The sequence below is a fragment of the Nostoc sp. genome, from assembly GCF_036917535.1.
Taxonomy (GTDB): Bacteria; Cyanobacteriota; Cyanobacteriia; order Cyanobacteriales; family Nostocaceae; genus Nostoc.
The window spans coordinates 40,767-57,215 of the sequence record NZ_JBALDA010000063.1 but is presented as its reverse complement, the minus strand read 5'-3'; the positions used below and the strand labels follow the sequence as shown (position 1 = coordinate 57,215).

At 39.7% G+C, this 16,449-nt stretch carries 8 protein-coding genes and 1 pseudogene; 6 read left to right on the top strand and 3 right to left on the bottom strand.

The features are described 5' to 3' along the window. Positions 1 to 84: 84 nt before the first annotated feature. From V7K56_RS20590 to V7K56_RS20580, 3 genes and pseudogenes are all read right to left on the bottom strand, one after another. Positions 85 to 1,812 carry an SDR family NAD(P)-dependent oxidoreductase gene (locus V7K56_RS20590; RefSeq protein ID WP_334913063.1) on the bottom strand — a complete coding sequence of 576 codons (1,728 nt, stop codon included), beginning with the start codon at positions 1,810 to 1,812 and terminating at the stop codon, positions 85 to 87. 118 nt (positions 1,813 to 1,930) lie between these two features. Further along, entirely contained in the window at positions 1,931 to 7,384 is a 5,454-nt protein-coding gene (locus V7K56_RS20585) for a beta-ketoacyl synthase N-terminal-like domain-containing protein (protein ID WP_334913061.1), read from the bottom strand. Positions 7,385 to 7,775: 391 nt separating this feature from the next. Continuing rightward, a pseudogene (locus tag V7K56_RS20580) lies at positions 7,776 to 8,037 on the bottom strand (hypothetical protein). Positions 8,038 to 9,445: 1,408 nt separating this feature from the next. On the opposite strand from V7K56_RS20580, the gene V7K56_RS20575 reads away from it, so the two are divergent. From V7K56_RS20575 to V7K56_RS20550, 6 genes are all read left to right on the top strand, one after another. After that, a complete protein-coding gene (locus tag V7K56_RS20575) occupies positions 9,446 to 10,654 on the top strand; it encodes an ABC exporter membrane fusion protein (RefSeq protein ID WP_334913060.1) in 1,209 nt (402 codons plus the stop codon). 74 nt (positions 10,655 to 10,728) lie between these two features. Next, entirely contained in the window at positions 10,729 to 11,907 is a 1,179-nt protein-coding gene (gene devC / locus V7K56_RS20570) for an ABC transporter permease DevC (protein ID WP_334913058.1), read from the top strand. 206 nt (positions 11,908 to 12,113) lie between these two features. Further along, a complete protein-coding gene (locus V7K56_RS20565; RefSeq protein WP_334913056.1) occupies positions 12,114 to 13,121 on the top strand; it encodes an NAD-dependent epimerase/dehydratase family protein in 1,008 nt (335 codons plus the stop codon). A 221-nt stretch (positions 13,122 to 13,342) separates the two neighbouring features. Then, positions 13,343 to 14,326, top strand: coding sequence for a glycosyltransferase family 2 protein (locus V7K56_RS20560; RefSeq protein ID WP_334913054.1), 984 nt, complete (start codon positions 13,343 to 13,345; stop codon positions 14,324 to 14,326). A 77-nt stretch (positions 14,327 to 14,403) separates the two neighbouring features. Further along, positions 14,404 to 14,871: a DUF2141 domain-containing protein gene (locus V7K56_RS20555; RefSeq protein ID WP_334913053.1), complete on the top strand. Its 468-nt coding sequence runs from the start codon at positions 14,404 to 14,406 to the stop codon at positions 14,869 to 14,871. A gap of 214 nt (positions 14,872 to 15,085) precedes the next feature. Further along, positions 15,086 to 16,345 (top strand): glycosyltransferase, encoded by a 1,260-nt coding sequence (locus V7K56_RS20550; RefSeq protein WP_334913051.1) that lies wholly within the window; start codon positions 15,086 to 15,088, stop codon positions 16,343 to 16,345. The last annotated feature ends 104 nt before the right edge of the window (positions 16,346 to 16,449 follow it).

Genomic DNA, 16,449 nt, shown 5'->3' with positions numbered 1-16,449 from the left:
TCCCCAAACTTTCAAGAGACGGTTGCTAAAGAAATAGCTGACGTATGAGGCAAAAGAGTTGCACAGAGAAGAAGTTAAAAATTACTAGTTTCTAAGTGATTTCATTGACCAAATAATTGCGTGAGCGCCGAGCATACGCGAATATATTTGTCCTTGACGGTCATGTATGATAAAGTCAGCGATCGCACTAGTTGCTGTTTTCGCTTTTACTTCACAAGAAACGTAAAAGGGTTTGTTATGTGGTGTAGGTGCAAACTGTTCATATATTTCCACCTTACCAGGTAAACAAGCTTCTTGATAAAAGTGCTGTGTCCAAATCCATAACCCGTGCATACTCAAGTCAATCGTATAAGGATTGACCCATTGCACTGGAAATTGTCCTTGTTGTTGATGGCTGATTTCTTCCCAAAGACATTCTGTAGTGATTTTTTCGGGGCTGATATTTAAAACTTTTTTGACTTCTTGAAAAGCAGGGCCATGAAATAATGTAGTTCCTCCATTTTGGTAAAAAGCTTTTCCGGTAGCGGTGATAATGTTATCTTGGTCTAAATTAATTGATTCATAAATGGGAGCAATAGGGATTTCTCGCTGGAGATTGAGTTGAGCGCTAAAATGATAATGAGTTTTTCCTTTTAGGTTTTTACTCCAGATTTTTGCTTTAACTTCAATGTTTTCCAAACTAACTTTGGAAATTTCTTCTATTTCTAAAGTATGTTCCTTTGCTAAAGATTCATTGAAAGTAATTCCCTTCAAAATTTTAAAATCTTTGTGATTGAATAATCTGTAACCAGGATAAAGTTGTTCACAGGTATTAATCATCCATGTCATTGCACAAGTTGCTGGTAAAACTGGAAAACCAGCGATAGTATGATCTCGTAAAAAGGGATTATCTGCGAGTATGATTTGGCGACGAACACGATGGGTTCGTAGTTGAGAATCTAGTTCTGTCGCAACTGGAATCAGTTTGCTACCAATCACAACTTGTGTAGTTGCATGATTAGCATTCCCCATTTCTTTAACGAGCATTTGTGCCCCAGCTGCAATCGGAATTACTTCAATTCCCCGCTCTTGAAAGACTTTCTTTAATTCCGGTGTTACCATTCCACTATCCCAAGCGCCCCAATTAATTGCCACTACATGACATGAGGGATATTGTTGCTTGAAGATATGCGCTGATTTGTTGAGAATTTCATTAGCGATCGCATAATCAGATTGTCCAATATTTCCGTGAAATCCTGTTACAGAAGAAAACAAAACTAAATGCTGAAGTTGATTAGGGTTAATGCAAGCCAACAGGTTATCTAAACCTTTAACTTTGGCAGTGTAAACTTTTTCAAAATCCTCTTCTGTTTTCTTTTCAATTAACTTATCAGCTAAGTTTCCAGCGCCGTGAATGATGCCTGTAATTGGGCCAAGATGTTGCACAGCAGTGGCAAGTTTTTCCTGTAAAGTTTGCGTATCTGTGACATCGACGCTGAGATATTCTGCCTTAGCTCCGGTTTTTTCAATTGCTGCTAGGGTCTTTTTAATCTCGCGGCTGGAGGTAATTTTGTTATATATTTTTTGCACATTCATGGGCGTAGGCTTCTCTCCTTGGGAAAGAAGATTTTCCATGATGCATTTTTTCAATGCGGATTCATCACAATCTTGAGCAAAATCTGGCTCGGTTTCTAATAGTTCGGAGCGACCGAGGAGGATGAATTTACAGGGTTGCTGTTGGGCTAATCTGATAGTACACTCAGCTGTAATCCCTTTTGCACCGCCACTCACGACAAAGACAGATGATGGACTAAGCTGGGCTGTTTGTGTCATAAATCCTCTGATATTAATTCGTAATTAAGACAAGTTGTTTCCTATCTCTTTCTCTGTGTCCTCTGCGCCTCTGCGGTTTTTTTTAAACTAACTACAGAGACGCACACAGAAGAAATTTTTAATCGGCGATGAGGGTGACTCGTCCTTGTGAGCCGTAGCCAACTTCACTGATATAAAGATTGGGGTCGTGAAGTTCGGCGATGATGTTGTGTACTGACTGTTTAGCGTCAAGTCTGGGGCTTAGGTCGATCGCACGAGTGAATACTTTTGGCCATTCCCATCTCAGGGTTTTGGTTAATCCAAACAAACCAGCGCCGATCGCACCGAAGTTAACTTTGTACTCTAAACCGAAGGCTCCATCAAGATGAGCTACTGTGCAGAAACAACTACGTCCATGCTTTGCGGCTTCGTTTAGGGAAGGTTTGAGGTGTTTCGCCATCAAGAATACATGCTTGACGATCGCCTTTTCTTGTTCGTTATAAGAAACACTTCCAGTGTGATTTCCTACAAACATCGGATGGAGATGGATGAAGGCCCCAATCGCTCCGCAGTGAGATGCGATCGCTTGCAATTGTTGTTGAAGATGTTCTTCACTTAAGTTTGCTAAGGTAACGCGGGTTACTCCTGTGGGTAAGGGCGCTTGTTGGGCGATCAGCGATTGGGGGAAGCTGATAACTACTACTTTCCAGCCTTTGGCGATTAGGGATTCGGTTAATTTGAAAGTAGTGAGGGAACCATCATCGGTGATTAAAGCGATGTGTCCCTCTGGTAACGTGAAATCCAAATAATCGGGTTGTACTAGACTTCTGAGTTTGACCGGATGACGTTGGATATTATGCTCTAATTCCGGTGGCTGCTGTTGGACAAACTCAGGCTCATACTTTTTTTTTTCACCTCCAGCTAACTGCTGTAGGTAATCGACTATTTGACCGATGGTGCGAAGTTCTCCGAGTTCTTCGATATTCGGTTTGGGTAAGTTGGGGTACATTTCTTGCATCGCCCCTAAGATTTCTACCCGTTTAATAGAGTCAATCCCTAAGTCGGCTTCCATGTCCATTTCTAGTTCCAGCATCTCTACTGGATAACCAGTTTTATCGCTGGTGATGGCTAGTAAGGTTTGACCTAAGTCTGCAAATTCATCAGTTACAACTAGTTCTGTGTTGAATGCGACAACTATACTTGCTTCCGGTGAAGTAACTACCTCAACTACGGGTACAGCCTCTACTACAATCTCGGTTGCTTGTTGTACTTCGTGAATTGCAATTTCTACAGTAATACTTCTAGAAGCCTGGGATTGCAGATACTCTACAACTTGACCGATAGTGCGGAGTTCTGCCAGTTCTTCAACGTTTGGTTTGGGTAGGTTGGGGTACATTTCCTGTAGCGCCCCCAGAATTTCCACCCGTTTGATCGAGTCAATCCCTAAATCGGCCTCCATATCCATGTCCATTTCCAGCATCTCTACTGGGTAGCCTGTCTTGTCGCTAGTAATCGCTAAGAGGTTTTTATCCAAGTCAACAACATCAATGGTTGCGCCAGATACAGGTGCAACAGTTATGGGTGCTGGTTCTGGGGTGAATGCAACAATTTCATTGACTGGAGGTGAGCTAATTTTGACTACAACCTCGCTTTGAGGTTCTACTACTGGGACAGGTGGCTCGGCTACAGGCTCTACTGTCTCGACAGTGGCGAAGTGAGGAGTGGGAAGTAAAGACGCGATTGATCGTGTCTCTGGGGATACAGGAGTTTCAACTACAGGTTCTACAGCAGCCGACAGAGGTGCTTGGGTAACATTTAAGCCATTTTTAGCTACAGGCTCAGTTACAGGCAAAGGCTGGCTTTCTACTATCTTGGTAGTAGGAGGTACTGGTGCATCAGTAACAGTTGTTTCTGTGGTGAATGGAGTGAAATTGCTGAGTTTCTCTTGAGGTTGAGTTACTCCTTCACCAGAGATGATTTGAGAATACTCTTGCTGTATGAGTTGGAAAAAGTTTTTCGTATATTCGAGCTGCTCTTGAAGATATTGCTCATGGATGCGTAGGGTTTCACCTTGTTGGGAGTGAAACTGCATCATGCTGCGCTCTAAGCTTTCCATGACAACTAGCTTCATTTTGGCAGTTTCGGCTGTTGATTTACTTTCACTCAACAAAGAATTCTGCTGCTGCATCAGTTGGAAAAATGCTTTAGCGTATTCCATTTGATGGTTGAGATAAGTACCGTGAACTTGTAAATTCTCAGCTTGATTTTCCTGGAACTGTGTCAGGAGATATTCTAAACTTGCTAAAAGTTGTTCGTAATTTGTAAGTTTTTCTGGTACTGGTTGCATCTTAGATTCCTGGGCTGGTTGTGAAAGGGTCACAGGATTCATCTGTTGCTCTGTTTGGGTGATGAGATGAGAAGTCACACCGTTCATTGATGGGGTGGCGATTAGGGGTGTTTTATGATGTCCGTTGGTTTTTCCCACTGCGAGAGTTGGAGTTGGATCTGGACTAGTAAATAAAGGAGCCGCGTCAGAATATTCAGGGGTGGGATGACTCGGTGTCACAGTAGGTAATGTAGCTTTGTGTCCGTTCTCCAAAGCTTGAGCGAAGGCATTTTTCGTTTTTTCGGATCTGTAGTTTATCCCGTTTAAACGGACATTTAATGTCTTCTTCGTCTCAATTGGGGGGATAGTTTGGGGAAGTTGGTAGGGATCGAGGTTATTCAAAGCCAAACCAATTACTCGCAACTGCACAACTGCTTCTCGTAAGGAGCGATCGCTATTCTTTTGAGTGCTGGGGTTCAAAGATACGGTTAGGTGTGGGCGATCGCCAAGGATTTCTTTTACCAAGTTGCTGAGAATTCTTCTCGGCCCAAATTCCACAAAGCAAGTACCACCCGCCGCATAGATATTTTCAATTTCCTGTTTAAACAGCACTGAATTAGAAAGGTGCGTTTCCAAGATTTTTTGAATATTTAGGGGTTCTTTGGGATACTGCTTACTGGTGACGTTGCTGTAAACAGGAATTTTGGGACTTTGGAACTTGACAGACTTAGTAGCGATCGCAAAGGATTTCTGAGCAAAGGCGATTAGTGGTGTATGGAATGCTGCTGATACAGGTAGCAATACAGCTGTATATCCTTTCTCGTGTAAAACGTCTCTGACTCTCGCTATTTCTGCAGTCGGGCCAGCCAAGACAAATTGAGTTGGAGAATTTTGATTAGCGATCGCAACTTGCGGAAAATGTCTGATTACTGCTTCCACTTTGCTGATGTCTTCTTTGACAGCCAGCATACTACCCGCATCATGATCCGGGTCTTCCGGAGCCGCCATTGCTTGACCCCTAGCTTTCACCAAGAATAGGTAATCTTCGGTACTCAAAACTCCCGCAGCCCATAGCGCTGTCAGTTCACCAAAGCTATGTCCCGCCACAAAATCTGACTTGAACCCAGCTTGTTGCAGGATGCTGTACATTCCTGCACTCAACACCCCAATAGCTGGTTGAGCATATTCTGTGCGTTGTAAGGCAGCAATTTGGACATTTTTTTCTGCCTCTCCAAACACAGGATGAGGAAAAACGATTTCTGACAGCGGCTGCAAATTATCTTTGAGCAACAGGCTATCCATATAACCATGAAGACGGCGCATCAAAGGGAAATTCATTACCAGTTCCCGGCCCATCTCCAAGTATTGCGAACCTTGACCAGAAAATAGAGAGACAACTTTTCCGCCCAACTCCATACCAGAGGCGCGGTAATAAATTCCCTGGGGATGTTCCCAAGATGCTGCTGTTCCTTTGTGTTTCAGCCAGTCAATGCTAGTTTGCAGCAACTTGCAAGCTTCTTCGAGATTCTCGGCTACAAACCCAAATCTGGGAGCAGAAAGGGGAATTTGTGGCGATTTGTACTCATTGACTAATTGTACGTAGTGTGCAGGTGCATCTGGTGATCGCAACTTATCTAAAATCTCTTCTGATTTGCTCAACAATTGCTCTACCGTAGGAGCAAACAACAGCACTTCACTAGCATCACTGTGTAAGCGGTAAGCGTCGTTTTGGTCGGCTTCATATTCTTCCAAAACAACGTGATAGTTGGTTCCACCAAAGCCAAAGGAACTCACACCTGCGCGTCTGGGTGCTTCCCCTTCTGGACGAATCCAAGGTCTGGTTTCGGTATTCAAATAAAAGGCTGAATCTTTAATGTTGAGTTTGGGGTTTGGCTCGGTAATGTTAATTGTCGGCGGTAATACTTTGTGATGTAAAGCCAAAGCAGTTTTAATCAAACTCGCCGCACCCGCAGCCGCTTTTGTGTGTCCGATTTGTGATTTCACACTACCCAAAGCGATGTGCTGTTTTTTGTGATCATGTCCATCAAAGTAGTCTTTTAAAGAACCGAATTCTGTCGGATCTCCAGCCATTGTACCAGTACCATGTGCTTCCATTAAGCCAACGGTAGCGGGAGAAAAACCGGCATCTTCATAAGCACGTTCTAAGGCTTTGACTTGACCTTCTTTGCGGGGAGCATAAATGCTCTTGTAACGCCCATCGCTGGAAGTACCAATACCTTTAATTACGGCATATATTTTATCGTCGTCCCGTTGAGCATCTTCTAAGCGTTTAAGGACAAGCATGGCAATACCTTCACCTAGCATCATCCCATCGGATTTAGCATCGAAAGGTTTGACACTTTCACTAGGAGAAACCGCCGGTGTTTTGCTGAAAGATATGTAAGCCATGATGGTGTTATCGGTATCAACTCCACCAGTCAGCATCATGTCAGAACGATGCTCAATTAGCTCACTAATCGCCATTTTTAAAGCACCAAAAGAACTAGCGCAAGCAGCATCAACTACGCAATTCATCCCGCCAAAATTCAGGCGATTGGCAATTCTACCCGCGACTACATTAGCTAACATTCCAGGGAAAGCGTTCTCATCCCACTTCACGTAAGCACTTTTGATTTTATCAACGATTTTTTGCGTATCTTCATCAGATAAACCACTGCTTTTGAGTGCTTTTTGCCAAATCGGATATTCCAATCTTGCTGAAAGTGGCATTCCTAATTGCTTGGCCATCGCCACGCCTAAAATTACCCCAACCATCTCGCGGTTAAACTCACGTTTTTCGCCATAACCTGCATCTTCCATCGCTTCTTTTGCAACTACTAAACTTAATAGTTGCGATACATCTGTAACTTCCAAAATGCTGGGTGGTATACCGAATTCCATCGGGTTAAAATCTACTTCTGGAATAAATCCACCTCTTTTACAGTAGGTTTTATCTTCCGTAGTTCTAGGATTCGGATCGTAATAATCTTCGATGCTCCAGTGGGTAGAAGGAACATCAGTAATACAGTCAATTTTGTTTACTATATTTTGCCAATATTCCCGTAAATTCCTGGCTTGAGGCAATAAAGAAGCCATCCCAACAATGGCGATAGGATTATGTTGTAATTGTCTGTTAATTTTGTTGATTGACACTGATTTATCTGATTTCATGTTTTTTTCCTCTATAGACCTCATTACAGCCTTTTCACAATTATTGATAAGGCGCTCTAACTCCGCTAAGGCAGTATCAATTGAATAAGCAGACATAGGGCATAGTTAGTACTGTGGATTGTGTAGCTACAGTAATTTCTGTTGCCTACTAAATAATGAAAATCTCTGATCTTGTAAAGCAGCTAGCTATCCTATCTGTGCTAAATGCTTATCTTGAAATCAACACCACACGACACATACTGCCTTGACAAAGCCTTAGATTTATAGGCGATTTTGGCACACTGCGATCGCGAAAAAATGTTAGACAACGCTAGACGCTTGATATTGTGGCAATAGGTCAACCAATTTTGGATTTTAGATTTACGTTAGTGAGTAATCGTACTCTTACAGAGAAGCAAACTACGCGCAGCGTCTCGTAGAGAGCATAGTTACGAGCATCTTTTAAATTTGTTTCACTCACAATAAGTGAAGGATGAACCAAAAAAATTCAAAATCCAAAATCGGCACAGGCGATCACGTTGTTAAAACTGGTAAAATAGTCTTGGAGTGTAATAGCTGCTTGACAGTGAATTCAATCCATTTGTAATAGTAGAGATTTTGAGCAATGGTATCCTACTGGAGCGAGGAAAACTGAGGAGTAGCTAAGGAAACAGAAACGTTTTTTCACCCGAAATCGTTTGATTATCTAGCCTAAACACAGCAACATAGCTGATGTTAATAACAACGTTCTGTATCTCAATTAATGTCATAGCTAGTTTCAACGTCCGGGATAATATACTTTATGGTATTTAACCCAGTAAAGTTGACAATTTCGTTACAGAAAAGACACCACATTTAATTCGAGTTTATGCAAGTTGAAAAAGTAATTAAACAATCGCTAGGTAATGACGAAGCAGTTATCTTTAGTTATTTTTTATTTAAAAATATCAATTAAATAACTAGTTTGTCTAACCACTTTAAAGCATTGAATTAATAAAAATACTAACATACTTTACAGAAACTAAATCATTCCTTTAAAGTTATTTTATAAATAACCATATATCCTTACTGATATAAGTTTTGAATAAAATTTAGCATAAAAGTATAATTTATGACTACATAAATATGCGATAAGTTTTGATATTTACGGGTTAAACATAAATATTTTCTTGATTAAGCTAACACTACAAATCTATTGTTTAGTAAGTAACAATTCAATGAATACATAGATAAATTCAACAACTATGAGTATTATTTATCAGAGAAGCATCATAATTGAGTCGAAGTTTTTGGTTATTTTTTAAGATAAGTCAAGTTAAGAAACAAAGTGGTTATTTATAAAGCAAATATTAATTTTTAATATGTTGCTTGATAAACATAATATAGGTTAAATGAATCTCCAGTAAAAAGTATGCATCTCATCTACCAACTAACCCGCTTTACAAGTCCCTTACAGGGCTAATAGCTTAAGTAAGGGCAATTCATCAATTACCCCTACTAGAAATCGCTAGAAGAATGTCTTATATTACACAACCTTGATAATAATAATCTGTTAGTAATATCAAATCTGCTTAATAACGAACTATTTGTAAAGATTCAATTGCTAAAGAAGAGATTAGCAATCGATACATTTTTCAGCACATCATCTTACTATGATGAAATATTTTAGTGAGAGAATCAAGACTTATACAAATCAAATTAGTTGACAAGAGTTAAACTTTAGTCCATACTTAATAACAAGTTTTTCCAAGTTTTCATCTTATTTTTTTAGCGCTTCGTTGTTTTTGAAAGTTAAGTTTGCTGACTAGCACTATTGTATTTTACGTTACTGGATTAGATATCAAATTAGGATATAACTTAGGAAGCTTTGAAGTAAAACGCCATTAATTTTCACGCCACAATAGTAAGTTTGGGCGGTAAAAGCGTACAACAATTCGTATAAAACCAATTTAGATCCATCCACTTGATTTAAGGTAAAAAACCTAGAGGAAAAACACTCTTGGTAATTTGCGGATGATACCAATTTGAAAAAAGAATGCGACAGATACATACTCCCAAACCTTTGTTCTGTCTGGCTTTCTTAATTTTGAATTTTGAATTTTGAATTGGTATGAGTCTATTCTAATCGACTAAATATAACCAGGATATCCCCTAAAAAAGCAGAATTGGAATAAAAATATGGCAGTAAATAAAGAAAGTCGATTATTCACAAAACCCGTAGGGCGATCGCAACTAATTTTAGCAGCTTCTCTGACTTTAGCGGCTGGATTAATCACTTTCTATAGTTTGGCCTCCTATTGGTCTAAACCTAAAGTTGTAACATCGCAAGCGATTCCTCCAAAAGCTGCCACGCCTGTGAAAGTTGCTGTGACTGCCTTGGGACGCTTAGAGCCAGAAGGTGAAGTTACTTCTTTGACTGCTCCTGCTTCTAATAATGGGGTACGAGTAGACAGACTGTTGGTGAAAGAAGGAGATACAGTTAAAGCAGGGCAATTATTGGCCTACCTCGAAAATTATGGCCGTTCTAAAACCGCATTGCAACAGGCTATAGACCAACTCCAAGTTGCCAAAGCTAAACTAGCGCAGGTGAAATCTGGAGGTAAAACCGGAGATGTCGATGCTCAAAAGGCTGTAATCGCTCGGTTAGAGCCACAATATAAAGGAGACGTTGCGACACAACAGGCGACAATCGACCGCATCCAAGCGGAAGTAGATAATGCTCAAGCAGAGAACGATCGCTATCAGGAATTATATAAAAAAGGTGCGATCGCGGCTTCTGTAGCAGATACCAAAGCTTTGCAACTAAAGACTACACAACAGCAGCTAACAGAAGCTCAAGCCACCCTCAAGCGGACTCAAGACACATACCAAGAACAACGCAAGCAAGCACAAGCGCAACTCACCAGTATTAGTGAAGTGCGTGGTGTAGATGTTCAAGTAGCACAAACTGAAGTTAACAGTGCAACAACTTCTGTTCAACAAGCAAAAGCCGACTTGGATTTGAGTTACATCAAATCTCCCATAAATGGCAAAATTTTGAAAATTAACGCCAAAACCGGAGAAGTCATCAGCACCAACAGAGGATTTGCTGAGATCGGTAAAACATCTCAAATGTATGTGATTGCAGAGGTGTATCAAACCGATGTTCAAAAAGTGCGTGTAGGACAAAAAGCCACCATTACCAGCACTGCATTTACTGGAACAATAAAAGGAACTGTAAAAGAGATTGGTTGGCAAGTTGACAAGCAAAACATCTTCAGCCTCAACCCTAGTTCAGATACAGACCGCAGAATAGTTGAAGTGAAAATCTCCATCGATAATCCCGCAGATAGTGAAAAGGTTGCTCGTTTAACAAACTTACAAGTGGATGTCGCCATTCATATTTAGTCATCAGCCATAGGTCATTCACAAATGACCAATGATAAATGACAAATAACAAATGACAAATAATAAATAAATTCATGATTTTCAAAATTCCTTTAGCATGGCTACAGCTAGCCCAGCAAAAAGTTCGTTTATTAGTAGCTGTAGCCGGTATTGGCTTTATTGTGCTGCTAATGTTTGTGCAACTTGGTTTTCAAGATGCCCTCTATTCCAGTGCAACCGCAGTCCATCAGAATCTCAAAGGAGATTTATTTTTAGTTAGTTCGCAATATAAATCTTTGACTTCAAATCAAAGTTTTTCGCGGACTCGTTTATACCAATCTCTGGGGTTTGATGGTGTAAAGTCAGTTAGCCCCATGTATTTGCAATTTGCCAAGCTGAAAAATCCGGCAACTAGTGAGAAATATTCAATATATGTTATTGGTTTCGATCCAGGTAGACCTGTGATGAACATCCCAGAAGTTGAGAACAATTTAGACAAACTCAAAACTCCTGATGTTGTGCTTTTTGACCGGGGTTCTCGCCCAGAGTTTGGCCCAATAGCTGAAAAATTTAATGCGGGAGAGACTGCACAGACAATTGAAATATTTCCCTTCAACTCATTAATTGGTTATAGAGTAAGAATTGGTGGTTTATTTACATTAGGGCCTTCCTTTGGGGTAGATGGTAATTTACTTGTTAGTGACTCAACTTTCTTGAGGATAAATCCTAATACTCGTCCAGCAGATATGATAGATATTGGTTTGATTTCCCTCAAACCTGGTACTAATGCAGAAACAGTACTGAAAAATTTACAAGCAAGTTTGCCTAATGATGTCCAAGTTTTTACACGCCAAGGCTTCATTGATTTTGAAAAAAAATATTGGGCTATCAGAACACCCATTGGTTTTATCCTTAACTTGATGTTAACAATGGCTGCGGTTGTTGGTGTAGTTATTGTTTATCAAATTCTTTACAGTAATATTGCTACACAGTTCGTTGCTTATGCCACTTTAAAAGCCATAGGTTATACCAATAGCTATTTACTCAATGTAGTATTTCAGCAAGCTTTGATTTTGGCAATCTTAGGTTATATTCCAGGAATTATTACTTCTGTATTGTTATATAATTTTGCAGCAGAAGCAACTAAATTGCCAATAATTATGACCGCTAATAATGCGGTACTTGTTTTAACTTCAGCAGTTTTAATGTGCATAACATCAGGAGCGCTTGCTATCAACAAACTCCGCTCGGCAGATCCAGGAGATATCTTCTAAATGATTACTAGCAGCAAAATAAACTGATTAGTTTGCCACGATATACACTGATAGCTAAATATTAGCGCAGCCTCCCTACAGAAAATTTCTTTTTATACCAATTTTAGATTTTAGATTAAAAGTATTTATCAAAATTCCAATTTGGTATTACTTCAAGTCTTTTATCTAAAAACTCAAATTCACCTATTAACAATAATTTCGATTTTATGAACCTCAAAGACAAAACTCTCCTCATTACTGGGATTAATGAATTTGTCGGTTTGCGTACAGCCGAGTTAGCCATAGCGCAAGGGATGAAGGTTCGTGGACTACAACAAAGTTCTACAGCACAGAACAAACAATTACAGAATTTAGGTGTAGAGGTAATTACTGGTAATATCACCGATTCTACTATTGCTCAAAAGGCTTGTCAGGGAGTAGATATCGTTTTACATACAGAGCAAATTGTCGAAGAAGCTGGTGAAATTAAGCATTTTCGTGATGTCAATGTTGGCGGTACTATTAATATAGCTAAAGCTGCTAAACAGGCTGAGGTCAAAACATTTGTACATCTATCTAGTGTAATGGTTTATGGTTTCAACTATCCTGATGGTGTTACAGAATCTGGACCACTTTCTGGCGAAAATAATCCCTACTGTCAAACAAAAATAGAAGCCGAAACAGCACTTTTAGAACTGAATAATTCCTCAGATTTCGGCATTATTGTGATTCGAGCTGGAGATGTTTACGGCCCAGGAAGTATTCCCTGGATAGTCAGACCAATTCTGATGATGCGCCAAAAATTATTTGCTTGTGCCAACGATGCTAATGGAGTAATTAATCATGTATATATAGATAACCTGATTGATGGCATCTTTCTTGCAATAGAAAAAGAAATTTACGGTGAAATATTTAATATCACTGATGGACAAGAAACTTCGTGGAAAGAGTATTTTATGCGTTTAGCAGCAATGGAAGATTTACAAGCACCCCTTTCATTATCGAAAGATGAAATCAAATTGTTTCTAAAGCTACGCGTTCAAGGACAAAAACTTTTTCGGAAAAAAGTTGATATTCTACCAGAATCTATAGATTTTATGACTCGTCCTTACGCTTGTTCCATTGCCAAAGCCCAAAATTTGTTAAATTACAAACCAGCAGTTGACCTAGAATTAGGTATGCAGCAAACACATGAATGGCTGCAAAAAACAGATATTCAAAGCTTGATGAAATAGTTCACATATTTTTGGGAATTCAGGAGTCACGAGTCAGAATTCAGAATGATTGCAAAATGAATAAGCTAGAAGACACTGGATTTACTTGAGATCATTAAGCTTGCTATCAAAGTATTCTTAATTCTGACTTCTGGATTCTGAATTCTGACTTTTTACGTTGCGTTTACCTCACTACGATTAAGCAGAAAATAATCCATAGATTTTCCGAATACATGTTTTCTATGAGTAACAATCAGCCACGATTGAGCATCGGATTACCTGTATACAATGGTGAAAAATTTATCAAAGAAGCTATAGATTCACTCTTGGCTCAGACCTTTGAAGATTTTGAACTAATTATTTCAGATAATGCCTCTACAGATAAAACTGAGGAAATTTGTAGAGCTTATGCCGAGCAAGACCAGCGTATTTGTTACTACCGCAATGACAAAAATATCGGTTGTGCTGGTAACTTTGATCGCGTCTTGAAACTGTCTTCGGGTGAGTATTTTAAATGGGCAGCCCATGACGATTTACATTCTCCAGATTTTATCAAGAAGTGTGTTGACGTACTTGACCAAGATCCTACCATAATCTTGTGTCACTCCCAGGCATATTTCATTGATGAACAGGGGAATTTTATCCAAAATTACAATATCAAAGTCAAGGCAGATGCACTAAAACCACAAAAGCGTTTTCACGAATTGCTGACCAAGCATTTATGTTATCAATGTTACGGGGTCATTCGTACTAGTGCTTTGAAAAAGATACCGTCTATGGGTGGTTATGGTAATGCAGATGGAATTCTCTTGTTAAGACTTGGTGTTCTCGGTAGATTTTATGAAATTCCTGAATACCTGTTTTTCGTCAGAAGTCATCCGCAACAATCAATGAGTATGTTTTTTCCCAATTATTTGTTGTTAACAAATACAAATCAAAAATCATTCTTGAGTATGCTGCCTGATTTTTATGGGTTTACAGTGTGGTTTGATTCAGCAAAGAAAGGGAAAATTTTATTACCACATTGGAGAATGATTTGGGAGTATATACTCTCCATCTGGTGTTGTCCTCTGAGTTTATATGAGCGGCTGTGTTGTCATATAAGTTTATATCAGCAGTTAAAAGGAACAGAATATCTTTTGCTGAAAGATTTACTAATAGCGCTGCAAAGACTTTGGAAACGTTGGCAACCAGTATCAATTAAAGAACAGCAAATTACGCTTTGAACGAATTAGTTCAGAAATAAAAGCTGATTAACACAGCTTTCTATCAACCCCAAAATCACCTATTCTGACACAAAACTATGCTGAAACTATCTCAACTATCTCATGTTTTGCTTGCTACTTTAGTAAGCATCAGTTTTGCTAAAACAGCGAATGCAGAACCGACTGCAACACTTAACGTTGTAGTAAATGGAATACATCATCAAAAAGGTGAGATTTGCTTTCGAGTTTATGCAAATGAAAAAGGATTTCCAATGAGTAGTACTAGTGAAGCTCAAAGTGGTTGCGCTCAGATTACTGGCAGTTCTATAACAAAAAAATTCTCCGGTTTGAAACCTGGAACTTATGCTGTCGCTGTGGTTGACGATCAAAATGGCGATCGCAAACTCAATAAAGACTTTTTCGGTATTCCCAAAGAAGGTTTTGGAATTTCCAAAAATCCAACTGTGTCCATACAAACAGGTACACCAAAGTTTCGTGATGCCAGTTTTGTTGTAAACAAAAATACAACAGTTAACATCATCATGAAATATTCACTTGATTCATAAAGGGAGTGGGGTGTAGAGGGACAAGGGGGACAAGGGGGACAAGGGTGACAAGGGTGACAAGGGTGAATTTTTAAACAAGTCTCTCCCCGAAGTTCTGAGCGCCGGCTTCCGGCGCTCAGAACTTCTCTCCTATCTCCCCCCTCTTCCTTGTCTACCTTGTCTCTTCTCAATGCCCAATCCCCAATCCCTCATTCTGTCGGAGACTAAAAATTTAATGGAAGATTTGGCAATATTTCTGTCTAAGTCTTTGATGGGTTGGCTGGTTATTCAGGTGTGTTTCACGCTTGTCTTTATATGGTATCTGCGCTCGTCTAAAAAAAACTTATTACCAGATGACCAGTTGCCCAAAACAGCAGTAATTCTTTGCTTACGTGGAGCCGATCCGTTTTTGCCTAGATGTTTGCGATCGCTCCTAAATCAAAACTATCCACAGTATGATTTAAAATTAATCGTTGATAGTCACGAAGATCCGGCTTGGAAAATTGCTAGTGAAACCATCACTGAGCAAGAAGCAACTAATGTTCAAATCAGCCCTTTAAGAATAGTACGCAACAGTTGTAGTCTCAAATGCAGTTCTTTAATCCAAGCTATCCGTGAGTTGGACGATTCTTATAAGGTGGTTGCTTTAGTAGATGCTGATACTATAGTTCATTTAAATTGGCTGCGAGAATTAGTCAGTCCTCTAGGCGATGCGAAAGTCGGCGCAACAACCGGCAATCGTTGGTACGTACCAACTGGTAGGTATTGGGGTTCTTTAGTGCGGTATGTCGGCAATGTGTCCACGGTAGTGCAAATGTTTATCTTCCAGATTCCTTGGGGTGGAACTTTGGCTGTGAAAACAGAAGTACTTCGCCAAACAGAACTGCTAGATAAGTGGGGACAAGCTTTAGGCGAAGATTTTATGATGCACGACATCCTCAAAAAACATGGTTTTCAGGTAAAGTTTGTGCCTTCGCTGCTAATAGTCAATCGTGAAGAGACTGATTTATTCAACTTAATAGACTATCTCAAGCGCCTTATCCTTTGTTCTCGACTGTATCATCCCCGTTGGTTGGCTCTTGTTGGTGAAGCTGTTTCTAGCATTTTGTTTCCGACTCTACTAAGCGTGTTAGTTCTAGAGTCGTTGTTAGAGGCAAAATGGGAAGTTGCGGCTCTGTTGTTAGTCTGCTATGGAGTCTACACTGTCGGATTACTCTTGGTAATGCTGGTGTTGGAATTAGAGATACAGCGAATGGTTCGCTCTAATAACCAGGCGATCGCCAAATTATCAGCTGCTACAATCATCAAAATGTTGATTGGGATTCCCTTAACACAGTGGGTTTATGGGTTAGCGATGCTATCATCCCTGTGGACATCAACAGTCACCTGGCGCGGTGTTAGCTATCGAGTTCAAGGGCCTTGGAATGTCCGTCTAGTGGAATATCGCCCTTATCAATGGTTGGATCAGCCTATTAATAGCAAGGTTTCTCTTTGAATTAAATCGCTAAATATCAACTAGGGCATGAAAGTTATTACACTAAACATTCCCTAGTCTTCAAATTGTATTATCTTATATTTAGTAGAACTATATTAGCTATA

Coding starts and splice junctions, on each gene's coding strand:
- V7K56_RS20590 (WP_334913063.1), bottom strand. CDS start 1,812: ATGACACAAACAGCCCAGCTTAGTCCATCATCTGTCTTTGTCGTGAGT.
- V7K56_RS20585 (WP_334913061.1), bottom strand. CDS start 7,384: ATGTCTGCTTATTCAATTGATACTGCCTTAGCGGAGTTAGAGCGCCTT.
- V7K56_RS20575 (WP_334913060.1), top strand. CDS start 9,446: ATGGCAGTAAATAAAGAAAGTCGATTATTCACAAAACCCGTAGGGCGA.
- devC (WP_334913058.1), top strand. CDS start 10,729: ATGATTTTCAAAATTCCTTTAGCATGGCTACAGCTAGCCCAGCAAAAA.
- V7K56_RS20565 (WP_334913056.1), top strand. CDS start 12,114: ATGAACCTCAAAGACAAAACTCTCCTCATTACTGGGATTAATGAATTT.
- V7K56_RS20560 (WP_334913054.1), top strand. CDS start 13,343: ATGAGTAACAATCAGCCACGATTGAGCATCGGATTACCTGTATACAAT.
- V7K56_RS20555 (WP_334913053.1), top strand. CDS start 14,404: ATGCTGAAACTATCTCAACTATCTCATGTTTTGCTTGCTACTTTAGTA.
- V7K56_RS20550 (WP_334913051.1), top strand. CDS start 15,086: ATGGAAGATTTGGCAATATTTCTGTCTAAGTCTTTGATGGGTTGGCTG.